The following is a 20,228-nucleotide window of genomic DNA, read 5'->3' on the forward strand; positions in this document are numbered from 1 at the left end:
CTTTTTTCCCTTCTTCCATCACCTTTTACCTTAATTTAATCCTTTCTGCGAAATATCAGCGAAAAATTATTGGCCGGCATACTGATTTGCTCTTTCAATACCAATCCATACTTTTCCGCAGCCTTTTTCAGATCGGCGACATCTTTTAAGCCCCATTCCGAAACCCCGGCAGAACTCAATGTCTGATGAAACTCTTTATTGGAATCGGTAGTAAACGTGCCTTCCACCTGGAACGGACCGTAAATCAGCAAAAAACCATCGTTATCCAGTAAATACGAAGCGCATTTCATCATGCCGTCGGCAATTGAAATAGGCGCTACCTGAAAAATGTTAATGCAGAATATAGCTGCAAAGGAATCTTCATTGCCCGGATTAAACCAGGTCTCAGGATCGGTCAGATCCAGATGCACAGGATCGGCAATATTATCGTTCTTATGATCTGCGGACAGTTTCTTAATATCTGATGTTACGCAGCCAGTAATTTTTGCAACTCTTCATAAGCTATCTGGTTCGCTTTGATAAACAGCTTAGTTCTTAGCGCAAAATGATTGGCCTTGTGTTTTATCTTCAGACATTCCAGCTTGAACATCGCATAGATCGACATGAAGACAGGGTTGTTCTGGGTAGTGACCGTACGGGTTGGTGACTTTGCCAACCCCGCATTGGATTTTAATGACTTGTGGAACTCCTCAACTTTCCACCGTTTTTGGTAGATCGTGGCGGCTTGTTCGCCATTGCACGCTAAATCACTGCATACCAGATTCAATAGGCCGATGCTGCCGTCTTTGTTTGTAAAGACCCGACGGACGAAAAGCACCTCATGAGGAAAACCTTTCATCCAACCGCGCACCGCCTGCTGATCCGCCAATTCCAGCTGACTGATCCGTACAAAACGGCCTTCTTTCTTGTCGTCTTCTGTTAAAGCCACCAAGCGGTTATCCTTTAGGGCGCTGATGAAGTGCTTGTCTTTTTTCAGGATGAACTCAAAGTTTTCCTTGCTGGCAAACCAACTGTCTGTCAACACATAGCGGAACTTGATGGCATTCGCCACACTGGTCGCTATCATCTCCCGCATCAGCTCATTTTTGGTGAACTCACTGGCCCGCTTGACCTTGCGGGTCTTCACATCACTGAACTGGTAAGGCTTGCGCACCACTTCAAAGGCGACGGGAATTGAAACTTCCCCGCTATAGTATAGGGCGTTCAGCAAGTTGATACCTTTGACCGAACGCCCTTTGCAGTGATCAAAGTGCCAGCACATGATTTCGTTCTCATCCGTCCAGGCCTTCTCCTGAATGGTATCGTCAAATATCAGGCAATCATCTTCCTGTTCTATCTGGCGTACTGTCGCTTTAACTTGCCCCCACAGGTCTTTGGAGGTAAATGCTTTCGATGCCAGAAAACGCGTCATCTGGTCATGGCTTATATCCCCTTCCATCATTGCCGACAATCCGGTCGCCGTCGCAAACCCGTTATTGCAGATCAGGTAGTCTGTGTATAATTCTAGTTTTATTTTTTCCATCCCGAAATAATACGCTTTTTGAGGGGGGTGCGTAACATCAGTTAGTTAATAGAAAGCATAACTAACCCATTGATTTAACAAGAAATGGGAAAATTACGCGGTTTTGGAGAGTAGCGGCAGCGATCTCAGCTTCCTGATACGCGCTACCGCCCTCGTAGAACCGGACTTGGAGAGTTACACCATCCGGCTCCCAGTTTGAGTCATCCACCATGGTGACGGGTAGAGATTGTGAACAATACGAGTTCGTGGAATAAAGTGCTTCATCGCCTCGGCAAACTTCTGCCAAGTACAACTGCGGCATTGGCTCCGACGATTTAGCCATTTAAACAGGAGCCGCTCTACTTGCTGGCGATACTGCCGTAGACTCCTGGTATTCCCACTTACCCCATAATACTGGATATGGCCTTGTAGATGGCGACGCGCATATTCCATCATAGCTTTGCCGCCTTGCCCCCTCAAATCAGCTAAGCGAATATTCAATTCTTTAAGTTTCTTCTGAATACGCTCACGCTGAGTCTTGTGCCCCACCACAAAGTTGCCTTTGCGGCTTTTCCCCACATAGTGCGTGAAGCCTAGGAAATTGAAGGTTTGTGGGCGACGATGACCATCCTGTTTGCAACGCGCTTGCGCCAAGTTTCCAAACCGATAAATAGCCGTTTTACTTGGTTCTGCCTCAAGGTCAAATTGCGCCAATCGAATCTTTAATTCTTGCAAGAATCGTTTGGCATCATCTTCCCATTGAAAGCAGGCGACAAAATCATCCGCATACCTCACCAACCGTGCAGTACCGTGACATGTCTTCGCATAGCGTTTTTCAAACCACATATCCAATACATAGTGCAGGTAAATATTGGCAAGCACGGGCGAAACCAATCCGCCTTGCGGCGTGCCTTGCTCACTGGCGTTAAATACGCCATCTTCCAGCACCCCCGCCTTGAGAAATCGATCGATGATCCGTAGCAGTCTCGTATCCGAAATTCGATGTGCGAGGAAACGCTTCAAGTGGTCATGGTTGACGTTATCAAAGAATCCCTTGATGTCGGCCTCTACAATCCACTGCGTGCGTTCTACCGTAATGATTTCCGTTAAGCGTTTCAGCGCTTGATGCGCGTTGCGCCCCGGACGGAATCCATACGAGCATTCTCTAAACTCGGGTTCCCAGATCGCCTGCAAAATCAGACTGGTCCGATCTTGCACGATTCTATCTTCAAAGCTTGGGATTCCTAATGCGCGGCGACCGCCGTTCGACTTTGGTATAAACACTCGCCTCACCGGCTTTGGTCGATACCCTAAACGACGTACTCTGGCCGACAGGTCATCCAGTCGTGCCGGCAATCCATCGCCGCCATAGTCTGCCTTGCGCACCCCATCAACTCCAGGCGCCTTGTTTGTTGCTTGGCGCTCGAAGCTCTCATTTAATCCAGCGGGATCAAACAGCATCCCTGACAGCGAGTTGTATTTTCGCTGTGGATTTTCACGTGCCCATTGTGTGAAACGAGTAAGTTGTGTTGTCATGAACATAGTCCGCTCGGTGTCGGGTCATGTATCCATTACCCGTTATCTCAAACCGACGCCCCTTGGCTCCATCCGAATTACCAGACTTCATCGCTACTATAGGCGTCTCCGACTTCCGATGGCCTCTGCCTCCTTTCTCGCTGTTTAGGCTTGGCTAGAGGTGCGCTTGTGCGCCGACCACAGGATCTCCCTGGTTACTGCATAAACTTAATGTAAAGCTCGATACGGACTAAGATCCCGGGATGTTTGCCATAGCTTGCCTAAGCGCTATAACAACTGTTGCCTGCTAGCTTAACCAAACTATCGGCCTTATCCAATGCGGTTATTTCGGGACTTTATCCTTCAGGGTCAGCTTCACCTGTTACCTTTGCGCCTCGCTTCCTTTCGTGCCTACGCATCAAGCACATCGTTACCGATATGCCTGCAAGGCTCGATACCAGGCTCGTGGCTAGCGATTACCTGGGCGGGATTCACACCCGCTAGTTTATGCAGCCTTGCCAGGCCGCAACGGGCTTAGAACCCCTTTTAGCGCTAGGGCGGCAGAACAAAATGCAAGGCTCGGCGGAACAGTATCAATACATCTTGCGCGACGAGTCGCTGCATTGCAATTTCGGCGTCAATCTCATAAATACCATCAAATTGGAAAATCCACAGTTGTGGACCAGCGAATTCCGCGGTGAAATCAAGGCGCTGATGCAACACGCCGTGGAACTCGAATACCGTTATGCCGAAGACACCCTACCGCGCGGCGTATTAGGCCTGAATGCCGGGATGTTCAAGGAATATCTGCGCTTTATTGCCAACCGCCGTTGCCAGCAAATAGGCCTGGATGTGTTATATCCGGGCGCTAGCAATCCTTTCCCATGGATGAGCGAGATGATGGATCTTAAGAAAGAGAAAAACTTTTTTGAATCGCGGGTAACAGAGTATCAAACGGGGGGCGCACTCAGCTGGGATTAAGCCATTTCACCACAGGTCACAAGGATGCAGCCTGTGGTGATAAATCCTAGAGGTTATTGCACAATCAGCCCTTGCATTGGGCATGAGCAATCAACCATTGAATATATTCCAGCTGCACATCTTCATGACGGGTGGCCAAGTACATGGTCTTAGTCAATGGCAGGTCTTTAAATCGTAAACTGACCACATCCGGATTTTTGACTTTATCGGCCAGTAGCCATTCCGGCAACAGGCAGACGCCGCGTTGGCTGGCTGCCAGTTGCAGCATGATGTCGGTTTCTTCCACGGTGATATGGGCGAGCGGTTCAACCCCGACGGGTTGCAGGACTTTCCTGAACATATCCAGGCGCTCGCGTTCGACCGGGTAAGTCAAAATGGTCTCTTGTTGTAACTCGGACGGCTCAATAAATTGACGCCCGGCCAGCCGGTGTTGTTTGGCAACGATTAACACCAATTCAAAATCAAACAACGGCTGGTAATGCAGTACACCGTTAAACACGGGGTCTGAAGTCAACACCGCATCCAGCTTGTATTGCTGAATGGCTTCAAATGAATTAAATCGGTAACGCGATGTGACTTCAATAGCCAACTCCGGCCAAGCTTGCAGATATGGCTGCAGAATCGTGCGAAACCATTCATAGCAGGCATGGCAATCGATGCCGATAATCAATTTGCCGGTTTTGCCGGCCGCCAGCAAGGTCAGGTGTTGCTCGGCGGAATCCACGGTAGCAATCACCGATTCGGCCACCTCTGAAAGATATTGCCCAGCCTGGGTCAGCACTAAGGTGCGTCCTTGTTTACGCCAAAGAATAATGCCTAAGCGCTGTTCCAGGTTTTTTATCTGATGCGATAAGGCCGATTGCGTTAAATGCAGTGACTCTGAAGCGGCATTCAAGGTGCCGCGTCGTTTAAGCGCCAATAGAATGCGAAAATGGATCAGTTCCATATTGATGAATTATTCTCATGAAATAGTGAGAAACTATCAATATTAATCATATTACACAAGCCCTACAATGCTGTTTGTTTGTAATCACATTGTGGAGCAGTATTGATGACTAAAATTCATAACCTGGGATTTCCTCGCTTAGGCGAAAATCGCGAACTAAAATTTGCGCTGGAACGCTATTGGCGTGGCGACATCGATCACGCCGCCTTGCACGCGACTGCTATCGAACTTCGGCAGCGTCATTGGCAACTGCAAGCTAACAGTGGACTGGATTTTATTCCGGTCGGGGATTTTTCTTACTACGATCATGTCCTGGATACCAGTGTCATGCTCGGCGTTATTCCGGAACGATTCGGATCATCCCGCGACCTGGATACCTATTTCAGAATGGCTCGTGGGCAGGCAAGCGATGGCGTTCCCTTCCGGGCTTGTGAAATGACCAAATGGTTTGATACCAATTACCATTATCTGGTGCCGGAAGTGGACTCAAATCAGCAATTTTCACTATCCAGCAGCAAATTGTTTGATGAGACGCGCGAACTGCAAGCGCTAGGTTATCAACCGAAACCAGTTTTACTGGGGCCTTTGACTTGGCTATGGCTGGCAAAAACGACCAGCGATTTTAATAAACTAGATTTATTAGAGCGTTTACTGCCGGTTTATGGCAACATCCTACAACGCTTGGCCTACCAAGGTGTGGAATGGGTGCAAATCGACGAACCGATTCTGGTATTGGATTTGCCTAACGTTTGGCGAAATGCGTTTGAACTTGTCTATAATCGGCTGCAAAGTTGCCCGGTTAAAATCCTTCTTGCCACTTATTTCGGCGAACTGGGGGAACATACCTCATTGACTTGCAAGCTACCTGTTGCCGGGCTGCATATCGACTTAGTGAGAGCACCGGAACAATTGACGGCGGTTTTGGATAACTTCGCCAATTATAAAGTGCTGTCATTGGGGCTGATTGATGGCCGTAATATCTGGCGTACCGATTTAAACGCCGCGCTGGCAACCGTGGCAACCGTGCGGGAACGTTTTAAAGGCGAGCTTTGGCTGGCACCATCCTGTTCTCTACTGCATGTACCTATTGATCTGGAGCCCGAAACCGCTTTAGATCCAGCCATTAAACCCTGGCTGGCGTTCGCCAAACAAAAACTCACCGAGTTGGAAATCTTGCGCTTGGCCATAGAAGAACCGGAAGCCGCTGAACCGGAATTGTCCGCTTCGGCGACCGCTATCCGTTCGCGCCGGGAGTCCGGTTTGATTCATAATCCGGCGGTTCAAGCGCAACTCGCGAAGATCGACAACTCGTTGACTCAGCGCCTCAATCCCTTCCCGGTACGACGGGAACAGCAACAGGCCAAACTCAATCTGCCCAGTTATCCGACCACTACGATCGGCTCGTTCCCGCAAACGCCGGAAATCCGCAAAGCACGCGCTGACTTCAAACGTGGCTTGATCAGTGAGGCCGACTATGTTCGGCAAATGGAACAAACGATTGAGTTCTGCGTCAGGGAACAGGAAAAGCTAGGGCTGGACGTGTTGGTGCATGGCGAAGGAGAACGCAATGACATGGTGGAATATTTCGGTGAACAACTGGACGGTTTTTTATTCACCGTCAATGGCTGGGTGCAATCTTACGGTTCCCGTTGCGTCAAGCCGCCGATCATCTATGGCGATGTCAGCCGATCTAAACCGATGACCGTCCGCTGGAGCCAATATGCCCAGTCGCTGACCGACAAACCGATGAAAGGCATGTTAACTGGCCCCGTTACCATATTGAACTGGTCATTCGTCCGGGATGATCAGCCGCGCTCAACCACGGCGTATCAATTGGCATTAGCGTTGCGAGACGAAGTGACCGATTTGGAACGTGCCGGTATCCCGATAATTCAAATCGATGAAGCCGCTTTCAGGGAAGGCTTGCCGCCGCGTCAATCGCGCTGGCACGACTATCTGGATTGGGCGGTGCGGGCTTTCCGGATTTGTTCCAGCGGCGTAAAAGACAGCACGCAAATTCATACGCACATGTGCTATTCGGAGTTCAATGACATTATTACATCTATTGCCGACATGGATGCTGATGTGATTACCATTGAAACCTCCCGTTCCAATATGGAACTGTTGGATGCCTTCATCGACTTTAATTACCCGAATGAAATAGGACCCGGCGTCTACGACATCCACAGCCCGAATGTGCCAACCACTGACGATATGATTGTGTTGCTAAAAAAGGCTGGGGAAAGAATCGAACCTGACCAGTTATGGGTCAACCCAGATTGTGGACTGAAAACCCGGCAATGGCAGGATGTTAGAATTTCATTGGCCAATATGACCGAAGCGGCCAAGGTTTTGAGATTGGCAGCAGGGTAACTTCAAAATCCATAAACAAGGTTAAGTGTTTTTCAGTAACCTCTCTCCGTCCTCTCGCAACGATCCGTCGGGGGCGACATGACGGTAGAGAGTTTGGCGTGTGATGCCAAGTTCCTTACATAAATCGCCAATGTTGGTTTCTGGTTTGCCCATAGAGGCCATTGCCAGCCGCAATTTAGGTGGGGTCATTTTAAACGGTGCACCTCCTTTTCTGCCACGGGCACGGGCGGAAGCTAAACCCGCTTTGGTACGCTCAGAAATCAAATCACGCTCAAATTCAGCGAGAGCGGCAAAAATGCCAAACACTAATTTGCCTTGGGAGGTGGTGGTATCGATTTGCGCCCCTTGCCCAGTTAGCACTTTGAAACTGATCCCTCTACTGGATAAATCATGCACAGTATTGACCAAGTGACGAAGATTACGACCGAGACGATCTAGTTTCCAGACAATAAGGGTATCGCCTTTACGTAAAGCTTTGAGACAAGCCACTAATCCTTGTCGCTCGTCGCTTTTGCCGGATGCAAAATCTTCATAAAGGTGTTCGGGTAAAACATCAGCTTGCAATAAGGAATCACGTTGCAAATCCAAAACCTGCGAACCATCGGACTTGGAAACGCGCATGTAACCAATCAACATTGGTGTCACCTAAACGAACGTTTACGTGACATAAGGATTACTGTTTTTAAAATGGCCATTTTGTGTCATTTAACCCGTAATATAGACTACGTACTATTATATTCCTATTTTTTAATTAAGTGACAATCTTCTATGGCACGCCGATCTATTCTTTCCGCAACAGAGCGCGATAACCTAATTGCCTTGCCGAATGATGATTTAGTCATTCAGTACTATACCTTCAACGAATCTGACCTCGCTGTTATTAACTGATGTTACGCACCCACCCTTCAAAAAGCGTATTATTTCGGGATGGAAAAAATAAAACTAGAATTATACACAGACTACCTGATCTGCAATAACGGGTTTGCGACGGCGACCGGATTGTCGGCAATGATGGAAGGGGATATAAGCCATGACCAGATGACGCGTTTTCTGGCATCGAAAGCATTTACCTCCAAAGACCTGTGGGGGCAAGTTAAAGCGACAGTACGCCAGATAGAACAGGAAGATGGTTGCCTGATATTTGACGATACCATTCAGGAGAAGGCCTGGACGGATGAGAACGAAATCATGTGCTGGCACTTTGATCACTGCAAAGGGCGTTCGGTCAAAGGTATCAACTTGCTGAACGCCCTATACTATAGCGGGGAAGTTTCAATTCCCGTCGCCTTTGAAGTGGTGCGCAAGCCTTACCAGTTCAGTGATGTGAAGACCCGCAAGGTCAAGCGGGCCAGTGAGTTCACCAAAAATGAGCTGATGCGGGAGATGATAGCGACCAGTGTGGCGAATGCCATCAAGTTCCGCTATGTGTTGACAGACAGTTGGTTTGCCAGCAAGGAAAACTTTGCGTTCATCCTGAAAAAAGACAAGCACTTCATCAGCGCCCTAAAGGATAACCGCTTGGTGGCTTTAACAGAAGACGACAAGAAAGAAGGCCGTTTTGTACGGATCAGTCAGCTGGAATTGGCGGATCAGCAGGCGGTGCGCGGTTGGATGAAAGGTTTTCCTCATGAGGTGCTTTTCGTCCGTCGGGTCTTTACAAACAAAGACGGCAGCATCGGCCTATTGAATCTGGTATGCAGTGATTTAGCGTGCAATGGCGAACAAGCCGCCACGATCTACCAAAAACGGTGGAAAGTTGAGGAGTTCCACAAGTCATTAAAATCCAATGCGGGGTTGGCAAAGTCACCAACCCGTACGGTCACTACCCAGAACAACCCTGTCTTCATGTCGATCTATGCGGTGTTCAAGCTGGAATGTCTGAAGATAAAACACAAGGCCAATCATTTTGCGCTAAGAACTAAGCTGTTTATCAAAGCGAACCAGATAGCTTATGAAGAGTTGCAAAAATTACTGGCTGCGTAACATCAGTTATTAACTCCTGATAGTTAGTTATCACTTCAATAACAGCAACTGTCGTGCCAGCAATTACCAAGCATTTTTCTATTAAATTACAATAACTTGATTTTTAACATTGCCAGATAAATGAAGCCGTGCTTCAATTAGAGAAAATTGACTTCACAAAACACTACCTGATTACCCATAATCCTCAGCCATCTTCAGTAGCCGCATAGGCATAGGTGGCGTTCTGGCTGCAACGTAACATAGGCGGGGCAGCATATCCTCAAGGACAAATCGCCGATTGAAGCGATAACAAAACTCTGCCAAATAGCGTGGAAGGTGTTTGTGATTGATAGCGTGATACGCCCCGTCAATCGACCTTTTGACATTACCTATCATGGTGTTTACCCAAGTGAAAGACTCCAGTGAGACACATTCAGGGCCGCCACCGGTTACGATGTAGGTGTGCTGGCATCCTGTATCCTTAACAGCGGCGAAGCAGGCCAGTCCGTCCGAGACCACGTGACTGTCGGTGCTAAGGTGGCGCTTAGCCCAACGAGCGATTTCTTTGGAGCGGAACCCCTTGACCACAGTCATGCTCATGGCAATAGGATGCCCTTTTTCGTTGACCGACACCGCCGCCACAAAAGGTGTTTTGTTGGGGGAACCCCGTCCACGCTTGCCTCCCCGGTGTTCGCCGCCCCAATACACGTCATCCAGCTGGATGACGCCGGATAATAGCTTACTATCATCACGCTCCTTCATTACCTGCATCAGCTTCTGTTTGATGCTCCAGGCGGTATTGTATGAAACACCCAATTGGCGGCGCAGTGAAAGGGCAGAAACGCCAGTTTTTGCCTGTGTGGTCAAGTGGATCGCGAGAAACCAAATCGTTAACGGGAGTTTCGTCGCAGAAAAAATGGTACCACTAATGAGGGAATGTTGATGGTGGCAGCGATTGCACTGATAAACCGCTCGTGTTTTCAGGGTGCAGTAGCTTTGCCCGCCGCATTCAGGACAAACATAGCCTTGAGGCCAGCGCCACTGAAACAAGGCTTTTCGGCATTGATCTTCACTCCCATAATTTTTCATGAACTCGCCTAGGCTATAGCCTTTTTGAAATTGAACTTTGTTTTTCATGACGTTATCCCATTTATATGTAGATACTGCATATGTAGATACTGTCAGTATAGACATTTTTGTAACATTGGCTGTTCTTTATGGGTAATCAGGAAACACTATGAAAAACGACTGTCTTTCCGGCTTAACGCCGGTTTTTTTTCCTGCAAACTTTCATCCTTGAACTGATGCATGCCAGCGAACAACAGGGACAAAAACACTGCGAGCAATTGATCGAACACATTGCCCAAACAGCAGGGGGTTTCTTTGAACAAACCTATCGGGAAGAAACTCACAACAGCGAATTGCTCGACAAAGAATACTATACCGAACTGATCCTCGGCCTTAAAAACAATATTGGCGGTAAATTTTCCCTGGTTTCCAGTAATCCCGATTGCATTACCGTAACCAACAGCCGTTGCCCTTTCGGCGACCGGGTGACCAATTTTCCCGAATTGTGCAGAATGACGTCCAGTGTCTTTGGCGGCATTGCCGCCAGAAATTTCGGTTACGCCAAAGTGGAAATAAAACAAAGCATTGCCCGCCACGATGGCAAGTGTGAAGTTTGCGTATACACCAACCCGAATGCAGCAAAAGACCGTCCGGGAATGGAATACACCGACACCACACCGGTCAAAGCCATGGAGGATATTAACGAATTGCACTCCCGTATCGAACAGAGCATGCAACAGATTTGGCGTAAACAAAACAATCAACCCGCAAAAAAACACCAGCCTCCGGCAATTATTGCCAAATCGCCGACCATGCAGAAAATATTGCAAGCCATCGAAGTGATTGCACCTACGCTGGCAACCGTGCTGATTCAAGGGCAAACCGGTGTCGGCAAGGAATTGATTGCCCGAGCCATACATGCGATGAGCGATCGCTGCAACAAACCCTTTATCCCGATTAACTGCGGTGCAATTCCGGAAAGCTTAATCGAGAGCGCGCTGTTCGGGCATGAAAAAGGCGCATTCACCGGCGCGATCGAAGTGCATCAGGGTTATTTTGAAAGAGCGGAAGGCGGAACCTTGTTTCTGGATGAAGTCGATTCACTGTCCCCTGCCGCACAAACCCGGCTGCTTCGCGTACTACAGGAAGGCGAACTGGAAAGAGTCGGCGGCAAGCAAACCTTGTCGGTTGACCTAAGAATAATCTCCGCAACCAATCACAATCTGGAAGAACTGGTTAGGAAAAAGCTGTTCCGCAATGACTTGTATTACCGCATCAACGTGGTTCGCTTAAGCATTCCGCCGCTGGCCGAACGCCCGGAAGATTTGCCGTATCTGGTGCAGTTGATAGTGCAGCGCTTGAGCAAGAAATATAACAAAACGGTTGAATCGGTCAGCCGTGAAGTCATGCAGAAAATTCGTGCGTACCCCTGGCCGGGCAATGTCCGTGAGCTGGAAAACAGCCTTGAACGCAGTATTTTATTTGCCGTCGGCAAAGAAATAACCGAGTTGGATTTGCCGCTTCAGTCCGAAACAGAAAACAATGCAGAATGGAAAGTCATCAAAGAACGCGTTATTGCCGAAGCTGAACAGGCATTTCTTGACATCGCTCTAAAACAACATCAGGGCGACATCAAAAAAGCAGCAGCAGACATGGGAATCACATCACGTGCTGTTTACACCAAGTTGAAAAAGTATGACATTCATTTAGCGGACTATCGCCGACGTTAATCGCTAGGCAATGCTTCATTCCATAAAGCTTTTTCGTACCTTTCGTGGACAGTCAGCATCATCAGTTATAAGGATAAATTTATGCGACAAGACTTGATTATTAGCGGCCAAACTATCCGACCCGGAACGAATCTAGTCATAGACCTGCCGTTGCCGCCACTTTATACCCATACGCCGATGACCATGCCGGTGCACATTATCCATGGCAGAAAACCCGGTGCCCGATTATTTATCAGCGCAGCGATACATGGCGATGAGCTGAATGGTGTCGAAACATTCGCCGTCTATTAAAAGATCCCGTGTTAAAACGAATAACAGGGACCTTGATCGCCATACCCATCGTCAATGTCTACGGCATTATTCATCGCTCCCGCTATTTGCCCGATAGGCGCGATTTAAACCGCTCCTTTCCCGGCTCAAAAAAAGGCGCCCTGGCTTCAGACCTGTTTATGACGGAAATTGCGGCTAACAGCACCCATGGCATTGATTTGCATACGGGTGCGATACATCGCAGCAATTTGCCGCAAATACGCGCCAATCTGGATAACGAAGCGACCTTGTCCCTGGCTAAGGCTTTTAATGTTCCGGTGCTGATCAATGCCAACGTGCGCGATGGCTCGTTAAGAGAATCAGCTTCAGAGCGAGGCATTCCCATGCTGCTTTATGAGGCTGATGAAGCCTTACGCTTTGATGAAATAGCCATTCGTGCCGGTGTACGGGGAATTATCAATGTAATGCGTCACTTAGGCATGATTGCAAACCGAAAAAAACGCAGTGCCTCTTCCAGCGAACCCTATATCGCTCGCTACAGTGCCTGGATCAGATCGCCGGGCAGCGGTATTTTTCGTGGCAAAGCATGAATTGCTGGGCATGGTTAGCGACCCGGTTTCCAGCCTTGAAATTGAAGTCATATCGCCATTCAGCGGCATTATTATAGGCCGCAGTGAAATCCCCCTGGTGTATGAAGGTGAAGCGGTCTACCACATCGCAAGATTTGAAGACTCCAAGGAAGTTGCCGAATATCTGGGCAACTTTCACGTCGATATTTCGCCGGATATAGGCGACGATGCTAATGACGATGAACTCGCTATTGTTTAGCCGGAAACAATCAAATAACAGTATGCTCCTGGCATATTTTCTCACTATCGATTTGGCTAAGCGATTCTTTGGTTAAGCCGCAAACGAAGCCATCGGCCGTTGTGGTGAAATATTTACAGGTTTTGCAAAGCCCAAATGATTGGGATTTATTGGCTTTTTGCAGTGCGGTCAGCGCACTAACAAAAACATTTTCCTGGCTATCGTTTTCATTAAATATTGCCGAGGCCTGACTGTATAAATCTGTCGGGCGGGCTTTATTCAGGATAGCATCGCCTTCAGCCAAAAGGCAAAGATGCACCACACGCCGGTCATTGACATCGGCTGTTTTTTTAATATAGCCTTTTTTTTCCAGTAACAGCAAGGTTTGGGAAACCGTGCCGCGGGTCATGCCCAAATAATTAGTGAGTGCTGCCGGGGTATCGCTATAACGGTTACAGCGATACAAATAATCCATTACCTGCAAATGAACCGGTTGCAAGCCTAATTCTGTGCATTTTTTACGTTCTTCAGACCGGATCAGCGCGGACATCCGCTCGATCAGATCAAATACATCAACTTTTTCCATAGAGCCTGTAAACATTTATTAATGCTGATAAAAAACAATATCATACCACATTACATTAGTTGGTATTGAATCGATATTATTATTGCATGAGAGTTTTTTTAACGACCCGCTCTATTCGCTAAATAAGCTATTGCAGCAGCAGGCGCGCAGTCAGCCGTGGTCATATCGGACAAAATTGCAGCTACCGGGAATAGATCGGAAAAATCCAGATACGGACGCCCTAAATTTAATGCAATCTGTTTAACCAGAAAGCGCCCTACTCCGGCACCAATCAATGGGCTGTTTGGCAAAAGCTCATATTGAGCTAACCGAAGCTCACAACCGCGTTGTATTTGCTGTATTTGCAGGAGGCGAATATTTTCAGCAAATTGCTGCCAGCGCGGCAGTTCATCGGCATAAAAATCACAACCTATCATCCGCGATAAGCGTCTGGCACTGGCAAGGATTGTTTTTTCCGCACCATCTGCCGTGTCGGTTTGATCATGTATGTCATTGAGTTCGCCGGTGACGCGATAGACATCGGCCATGGTCGCAAAATACTCGGCCATCAAACCGATTTTTTTGCCTTGATCCAGCGCTGTCTGCGTAACGGCCATCACTGCGGTTCTGACGATACCGGTATAAACCAACTCTTCAGAGAGTAAACGCTGGTAATCGGTGTAGCCTTCTGCCAGAACTTGTCCCTCATTAAGCAGCAGTATGTCGGTGGTGGTGCTGCCGCAATCGACAAAAAGTCCGCTGCCGATTTTATGCGCGGCAAAGGTAGCGCTGGCCAGCCAGTTGGCCGAGGCAATGGATGGGTAATGCCGATCTTCAGTCTGCGAGGATTTGAGAAAGCCTTCTAGTCCTGCAAAAACCAGCAGTTCAGCTCCCGGCAACAGCTTGGTCATGGTTTGGATGATTTGCTGGACGCCATGCTCCCGATTATCAAACAAGTCGACCAACTCGCCGGTCATGGTAATCGCATGGCGGCAATTTGCACCGGCCAGTTCCTGCATAATGGCGTTTACAGCGCGTTGCAGTTGATCGAGTCCCTTCCATAACGGGCACGGTTGCTGATAAACGGCGATTATATTACCGGCGCTGATGACCGCAGCTTTGACATGAGCGCCGCCTATATCCCAGCCTATCATGTCAGTTTGCATAAGTTTGAACATTAATGGCTCTGTTGCAAGTCGGGTTGAGTATCGGCTCGCCATGCAGCAACTGCAAGACGGTTTCGGCAACGTTGATGCCTAAAGCATCGTGTATGCCGACAAATGAACTAGTCAGGCGCGGATTGATTTCAAGCACCCAGGCTTGGTCGGCAGTTTCTATCAGATCGATGCCGGCATAACCCCACAGCTCGGGCAATGCCTGGGCTATTTGATCTACCAGTCGCTGATACCGGCCAGGATCGGGATGATGGTTAATCACTATGTCTGTCAAGCGATATTGCCGGTTGGTCAGTTCAAAACGCTGCAAATTGACACATACTAACCAGCCTCGACCCTGCTTGAATAAACATGAAAGACTGGTTGTTGCGCCTTGAAGATGCGGCTGGATAATGTATTCACCTTTTCGTGCAGCCATCCGGTCAAAGTCTTGCCGGCTGGAGATCACATGACTGTCGGCACAACCTACGCCATCAACCGGTTTAACCATCCATTCACCAGGGCAGTAATTATCAAACATACGGGTAGGAACGACCGCTATATGATGCCGGTTGAGCAGTTCATACGTCCTGAATTTATTACCGGCAATGGCAACGGCTATTGCCGGCGATGTCAGCAATATTTTTCCTGATGATTCGACCCGTTGACATAGGTTTTGTAAAATACCGTCAAATTCCGGCGCTATCGGCCAGACCAGATCGCATTGCTGGACTAAGCGCGCAAATTCTTCATCAGTATCATGCTCCGGGCTGATGATGACGGTGTTTATGCCGGCCTTGCCGACCCAATCATTGAGTCGGCAATCGAGCATGACGGTGACGTCGAGATTGTTTAATCGAGCCAGGTTATCGAGCAACGCATTCCGCATCAGACTCCCTTCTCCAGCCAGGGAATCCGGCAACGCCTGTCTGTTAAAGCCGCCGCCGGTGATATACTCAAACACCAGAATTTTCACAATTTTCAATAAACAGTTATAAATTAGTATGTAATATTGTATCACCAGTTCAAAGCGAGCTTTGAACTCCGGTACGGTGATTTTTGGAGTCCCCCAACTGCGCTTTAGCCTCAAACCTTATTTTTTATGAAAATAATCCCGGTAATAGATTTAAAAGACGGCGTCGTCGTTCACGCCCGGCACGGCAATCGTGAGCTTTATCAACCCATTAGCACCGGCTTGTGCAAGTCGTCTGATATTTTTCAGGTTATCGATGCATTCCTGGGGGTTTATGAGTTTGGCACGCTCTATATTGCAGACCTGAATGCGATTACCGGTCAAGGCAGCCATAATCCTTTAATAGCCGACGTACTGACTCGTTTTCCGCACATCACCTTCTGGATAGACCAGGGTTGTCAGCCATATGCTCAGCGCGAGCACGGCAATACCCTGCCTGTTTTAGGCAGTGAATCGTATCGGGATGAATCTATTGCAGAAATTAAAGCCTATAAAAACAACTTTATTTTGTCTCTGGATTATGCAAATTCCAAGGCTTTGGGTGCGCCTAGCCTTTTTGCTGACTCGTCTTTTTGGCCGGAAAATATCATCATCATGACGTTGGAGCGCGTAGGCAGCAATCGCGGCCCGGATCTGAACAAGTTAACTGAGTTTTGCAGGCAAAATCCCGACAAAAACTTTATTGCCGCAGGCGGTATAAGACATAAACAGGATTTAATGGCTTTAAGTGAGGCAGGAATTCATCAGGCGCTAGTTGCCAGTGCATTGCATTCCGGCATTATTAACGCTGAAGATATTAAAATTTTAAGTAAAGCTTCCGCTCCCAGCTCACGCCCGAACCCTAGGAACGCGGCGAATGCAGATATAGCATAACGCCATGGATGGCGCGTAGTAGAGTAATCCAGGAGCAATTACCGAGTGCCTTGCCTACAATCCTATAGGCAAAAAAATACCCCGGTTTAACGGGGTATTTTTAACATTCTTGATAACTAAATAAAACTTAGTTAGCAGCGAATGGATGTACAGAAGTAGCTTTAGCAGCAACAACTTCAGCAGCAGTAGGTGAACCAGCAATAGCGCGTTTCAAAGCTTCTTTAGTTGCTTCGTAGTTGTATTGTTGGATTTTAGCATCGTCTTCTGCAGCCCAGTGAATAAACACACCAACTGATACGAATAAATCATCAGCTTCAGCAGCAGGGATTGTGCCGTCTTCTACACAATCAGCAACAGCCATAGCAACACCACGTTGTGCTGGGCCAAACATTTGAACAGCTTGTTTTGCGCCTTTGATGGTTACTTTGTTGAACATAACAGTTGCTGGTTTAACCATCAAGTTAGGTGCAACAACAGCCAATAAGCTAGAAAAGCCGTCTTTGTTGTTTGTTAAGCAGTTTGCAAATGCTGTTTCAGCAGCTGAACCACGTGGTCCAACCATTAAATCGATGTGAGCAACTTCGTTGCCTTCGCCAATTAAAGATTCGCCAACGCATAATTTATTGATTTTAGCCATGCTTAATGTCCCCTGTGAAGAAAAAAATGAAAAAATTGAATCTACTATCGACACTTTAAATGTCCCCTTATTTGTTTTAAACAAATACTTTTGAAGCCCTATTAGTAACAGTATTGTTACTAATTAAGATCCTCTAAAAATGCCGTTAATACTGTCGCCACGATCATGTCAGCTGTAGTACCCGGATTTATACCGTAAAATTTAAGCTCCTGATCCAAGCAAAAAAGCAACGGCTTTATTTGTTTAGGATTATCAGTTTTAGAAAACTCCTCACTAAGCTGAGCCATTTTCATAGCCACCATCTCAGTGTACTGATCTCCATATTTCCTTTCAATATGACTATCTGGAAATTGACTTAGCATATCAGCATATACTGCCGCCGCCGCCCAATTCCTGTCACGCCATTGATTAAAAAAAATATTATACCTCAAAACCGAGAAATTAAAAATATCGTTATAATCCGTTATGTATTGAAGCGCAATGCGGTCTTTTGCGCTGGCTAATTTCATCGCATCAAACAAGGTAACCGAGGCCTGTTCATTGACATCCTGCTGGTCAGAGCGACCCAAGCCACCCGGCGACGCTAACGTTATGGCTCTGAAAACCCAATCGGCATCTTCTATCGTTGCCTCGCTAATGACCTTAGCGACCGCCTGCCTTAAAGTTAAATCCGATTTTTTATAACTGCTTGCCTGAATCAGCGGCGCACAAAGCAAGATAATACCCAGATTGGTATTGCAACCCACCGCCTCACGCGTGGCCTTGACCGCATAATAGATTTTTTCACCCAGGGAATAATCAAGATTGCAAAGAGGCCCGGCGCTGACCTCGGCACTGATTCTAAAATCGGCCACGGTCATATCATGCCCATCCGCATAAACACTGACATTGCCGGGCTTAAAGGCCTGCACATCGACCTCGCAGGCCTGGCGATAAAGCTCACTGAGCTGCCGGGACGAAATCGTCATGCGACTGCAAACAACTCAGTTTTGCCTATCTTGCGGGTGATTAAATCATCGACCATCAGCTCGGCAACATTGACATCGCAAACGCTTTCCAGGCCTTTCCATGCCGGTATGCTATTAACTTCAATGACCGTAGAGCGCCCTTCCCTATCACGAATAATATCGACGCCGGCATAATCCATCGCCAATGCAGTCGTCGCCTTAACGGCCAAATTTACCATTTCCGGCTCTAAATCGATCAGCTCGCAGGTCGCGCCCCTGGCAACGTTATTCAGCCAGAATTTTCCGCGCCTGCGCATGGCGGCAACCGCCCGGCCGTTAATCACAAAAACGCGATTGTCGGAAAAACCGACGCCTTCGCATTGAACGAAACGTTGCAGATAATAAACGCCATGACTGCCGGTTAACCAGAACAGGTCGGTCGTTTTTTCAATGCGGCGTATGCCTTCGCCCTGCGAGCCGAACAGCGGTTTACTGATCAGCAGATTACCCTGCTTTAATTCAGCTGCCGCAATCCTTAACGCTTCTTCCCGGTCACGCAGCACCCAGGTCATCGGCGTGGGCAATCCCGCATTATGCAGCAGAAAACTGGTCATAGCCTTGTCGACACTACGCTCTACCGCGTGGCCGTCATTGTAGACAGGAATCCCCATGGCCTTTAGCGCATGCAGAACATCCAAATACAACACGACCTCTTCAAGCGAACCGCCGGGAACGCCGCGGACAAAAACCGCATCGGGAAGCGCGTGCTCGAAGCCTGGAATCAGGATCGGCAGTTGGCCGGGTTCGATGACAAACCGACATTGAGTCAACGAAACGTAGTCTGCGCTATAACCCCGACTGGCAAAGGCCAGGCTTAATTGCTTGCCATGCCAGCCGGGATCATCGGTAAAAATCGCTATACGACCCACGCTGATGCTCTACGCCCCAAACGATTGGTCCAGCAAGACATTGTCCAGCCTGCCCGCACGGAAACTTTTTCCGGATTCTACCGCAGTCACAATGACGCTGGCAGGACTGAACAGCATCGCATCGATTTTAAAGAAGTCGTATTCATATTGCTTGAAGATTTCCGCAAACGGTTTGCCGTAATCTTTAGAGGTTGAGCTGGGCAGTTCGTTAGCCAGCTTTTCAGCCGCTTCATCGCTGCCTTTGACAAAAATATGCACCTGTCCGGCGAACAAAATCGCGTCATTGGTACGCCCCATGGCTTTGACAAAGTTAGGGTGCGGAGGACAGATAGGCGCACTGCCGCTGCCGTCGATAATATTTTCCAACGGAAAATGCAGGGCATGAGCCTTGTGCATAGCCACTTCAAGCACCCGCGCCACCACTTGCACACCGCCAGCCAGACTGCTGGTCGGCGTCACGATGATAGTTAGCTTGGACGGATCGACCTTGCAGGCGGCAGCCACTTTTTCGACGATTTCAACCGGCGGCAGCGCATCATTTTCAATCACCAAAACCGTAGAATCATGGCTGTCCTGATAATCCAGCTCTTTGTACAAGTCTTCAACCGGCTCCTGTTTGCCGTTTTTTAACTTGGTTGCCATTGCACGAGCGGGGCCTGAGCCCAAGGCATAATATTTCTCATGCGACAAGCTCCAGCCCGCATATTGACTACCCAAACAGCCCAGAACCGGATTGCCGGTGTGCACATTCACCGACAACGGCCAGTTATCGGTATAAGTGCTGTGATTGATGGTGACGGTACCCATGCCGCCAAGGCAGATTTCAGCAATAATGCGTCCCGCCTCGATGCCGCCCGGCACGTTAATGCCCGCATCGATGATCGTGCAGCCATTGGCTAAGGTTTCCACACCCAAACGCAATTTGTCGGCATGATCGAGCAAATGCTGCACCAAGGGTTGGGTCAATTTATTAACGCTGGCTGTATATTCCATGAGA

20 protein-coding genes and 1 pseudogene are annotated in these 20,228 nt (G+C 48.2%); 8 read left to right on the forward strand and 13 right to left on the reverse strand.

Translation table 11 applies throughout. From position 1 onward, the window contains the following. Positions 1-35: 35 nt before the first annotated feature. From ABXJ76_RS11435 to ltrA, 3 genes are all read right to left on the reverse strand, one after another. Positions 36-410, reverse strand: coding sequence for a DUF938 domain-containing protein (locus ABXJ76_RS11435; RefSeq protein WP_432740617.1), 375 nt, complete (start codon positions 408-410; stop codon positions 36-38). 56 nt (positions 411-466) lie between these two features. Continuing rightward, complete coding sequence (locus tag ABXJ76_RS11440; RefSeq protein ID WP_432740618.1) at positions 467-1,522, reverse strand: IS701 family transposase; 1,056 nt, start codon at positions 1,520-1,522, stop codon at positions 467-469. Positions 1,523-1,696: 174 nt separating this feature from the next. Further along, positions 1,697-3,037 (reverse strand): group II intron reverse transcriptase/maturase, encoded by a 1,341-nt coding sequence (ltrA, locus tag ABXJ76_RS11445; protein WP_432740619.1) that lies wholly within the window; start codon positions 3,035-3,037, stop codon positions 1,697-1,699. Positions 3,038-3,586: 549 nt separating this feature from the next. On the opposite strand from ltrA, the gene ABXJ76_RS11450 reads away from it, so the two are divergent. Then, positions 3,587-3,997, forward strand: a complete 411-nt coding sequence (locus ABXJ76_RS11450) for a ribonucleotide-diphosphate reductase subunit beta (protein WP_432740620.1) — start codon at positions 3,587-3,589, stop codon at positions 3,995-3,997. Positions 3,998-4,061: 64 nt separating this feature from the next. Here the strand turns inward: ABXJ76_RS11450 and ABXJ76_RS11455 are convergent, their stop codons facing one another. Continuing rightward, complete coding sequence (locus tag ABXJ76_RS11455) at positions 4,062-4,943, reverse strand: LysR family transcriptional regulator (protein ID WP_432740621.1); 882 nt, start codon at positions 4,941-4,943, stop codon at positions 4,062-4,064. Between the two features lie 105 nt (positions 4,944-5,048). Between ABXJ76_RS11455 and metE the strand changes: the two genes are divergently transcribed. Continuing rightward, positions 5,049-7,316, forward strand: a complete 2,268-nt coding sequence (metE, locus tag ABXJ76_RS11460; RefSeq protein WP_432740622.1) for a 5-methyltetrahydropteroyltriglutamate--homocysteine S-methyltransferase — start codon at positions 5,049-5,051, stop codon at positions 7,314-7,316. A gap of 21 nt (positions 7,317-7,337) precedes the next feature. Here metE and ABXJ76_RS11465 read toward each other — a convergent pair whose 3' ends face one another. Next, a complete protein-coding gene (locus ABXJ76_RS11465) occupies positions 7,338-7,952 on the reverse strand; it encodes a recombinase family protein (protein WP_432740623.1) in 615 nt (204 codons plus the stop codon). Between the two features lie 291 nt (positions 7,953-8,243). Between ABXJ76_RS11465 and ABXJ76_RS11470 the strand changes: the two genes are divergently transcribed. After that, the gene (locus tag ABXJ76_RS11470) at positions 8,244-9,299 is read left to right on the forward strand and encodes an IS701 family transposase (protein WP_432740624.1); all 1,056 of its coding nucleotides are present in this window, start codon (positions 8,244-8,246) and stop codon (positions 9,297-9,299) included. A 171-nt stretch (positions 9,300-9,470) separates the two neighbouring features. Here ABXJ76_RS11470 and ABXJ76_RS11475 read toward each other — a convergent pair whose 3' ends face one another. After that, a complete protein-coding gene (locus tag ABXJ76_RS11475) occupies positions 9,471-10,415 on the reverse strand; it encodes an IS1595 family transposase (RefSeq protein ID WP_432740442.1) in 945 nt (314 codons plus the stop codon). A gap of 100 nt (positions 10,416-10,515) precedes the next feature. Between ABXJ76_RS11475 and ABXJ76_RS11480 the strand changes: the two are divergent. From ABXJ76_RS11480 to ABXJ76_RS11495, 4 genes and pseudogenes are all read left to right on the forward strand, one after another. Next, positions 10,516-12,076, forward strand: a pseudogene (locus ABXJ76_RS11480) (sigma 54-interacting transcriptional regulator). A gap of 81 nt (positions 12,077-12,157) precedes the next feature. Beyond that, the gene (locus ABXJ76_RS11485) at positions 12,158-12,367 is read left to right on the forward strand and encodes a hypothetical protein (protein ID WP_432740625.1); all 210 of its coding nucleotides are present in this window, start codon (positions 12,158-12,160) and stop codon (positions 12,365-12,367) included. An 8-nt stretch (positions 12,368-12,375) separates the two neighbouring features. After that, on the forward strand, positions 12,376-12,936 hold the full coding sequence (locus ABXJ76_RS11490; protein ID WP_432740626.1) for a succinylglutamate desuccinylase/aspartoacylase family protein: 561 nt from the start codon (positions 12,376-12,378) through the stop codon (positions 12,934-12,936). After that, a complete protein-coding gene (locus ABXJ76_RS11495) occupies positions 12,923-13,174 on the forward strand; it encodes a hypothetical protein (RefSeq protein WP_432740627.1) in 252 nt (83 codons plus the stop codon). Before ABXJ76_RS11490 ends, ABXJ76_RS11495 begins: the two co-directional genes overlap by 14 nt. A 10-nt stretch (positions 13,175-13,184) precedes the next feature. Here the strand turns inward: ABXJ76_RS11495 and ABXJ76_RS11500 are convergent, their stop codons facing one another. The 3 genes from ABXJ76_RS11500 to ABXJ76_RS11510 all read right to left on the reverse strand — a co-directional run bounded on the left by ABXJ76_RS11500 (position 13,185) and on the right by ABXJ76_RS11510 (position 15,848). Further along, complete coding sequence (locus tag ABXJ76_RS11500; protein WP_432746506.1) at positions 13,185-13,739, reverse strand: MarR family winged helix-turn-helix transcriptional regulator; 555 nt, start codon at positions 13,737-13,739, stop codon at positions 13,185-13,187. Positions 13,740-13,837: 98 nt separating this feature from the next. Then, entirely contained in the window at positions 13,838-14,884 is a 1,047-nt protein-coding gene (locus ABXJ76_RS11505) for a hydantoinase/oxoprolinase family protein (protein WP_432746507.1), read from the reverse strand. Then, positions 14,874-15,848, reverse strand: a complete 975-nt coding sequence (locus ABXJ76_RS11510; protein ID WP_432746508.1) for an ATP-grasp domain-containing protein — start codon at positions 15,846-15,848, stop codon at positions 14,874-14,876. Before ABXJ76_RS11510 ends, ABXJ76_RS11505 begins: the two co-directional genes overlap by 11 nt. A 126-nt stretch (positions 15,849-15,974) precedes the next feature. On the opposite strand from ABXJ76_RS11510, the gene ABXJ76_RS11515 reads away from it, so the two are divergent. Beyond that, positions 15,975-16,718, forward strand: coding sequence for a HisA/HisF-related TIM barrel protein (locus ABXJ76_RS11515; protein WP_432740628.1), 744 nt, complete (start codon positions 15,975-15,977; stop codon positions 16,716-16,718). Between the two features lie 127 nt (positions 16,719-16,845). Here ABXJ76_RS11515 and fae read toward each other — a convergent pair whose 3' ends face one another. From fae to mch, 4 genes are all read right to left on the reverse strand, one after another. Next, positions 16,846-17,355, reverse strand: coding sequence for a formaldehyde-activating enzyme (gene fae / locus ABXJ76_RS11520; RefSeq protein ID WP_432740629.1), 510 nt, complete (start codon positions 17,353-17,355; stop codon positions 16,846-16,848). 119 nt (positions 17,356-17,474) lie between these two features. Continuing rightward, positions 17,475-18,323, reverse strand: coding sequence for a triphosphoribosyl-dephospho-CoA synthase (locus ABXJ76_RS11525; protein WP_432740630.1), 849 nt, complete (start codon positions 18,321-18,323; stop codon positions 17,475-17,477). Then, complete coding sequence (locus ABXJ76_RS11530; RefSeq protein ID WP_432740631.1) at positions 18,320-19,231, reverse strand: ATP-grasp domain-containing protein; 912 nt, start codon at positions 19,229-19,231, stop codon at positions 18,320-18,322. Before ABXJ76_RS11530 ends, ABXJ76_RS11525 begins: the two co-directional genes overlap by 4 nt. 9 nt (positions 19,232-19,240) lie before the next feature. Then, positions 19,241-20,224, reverse strand: a complete 984-nt coding sequence (mch, locus tag ABXJ76_RS11535; RefSeq protein WP_432740632.1) for a methenyltetrahydromethanopterin cyclohydrolase — start codon at positions 20,222-20,224, stop codon at positions 19,241-19,243. Positions 20,225-20,228 lie beyond the last annotated feature (4 nt).

The sequence above is a fragment of the Methylobacter arcticus genome (assembly GCF_050917435.1).
GTDB lineage: Bacteria > Pseudomonadota > Gammaproteobacteria > Methylococcales > Methylomonadaceae > Methylobacter_A > Methylobacter_A titanis.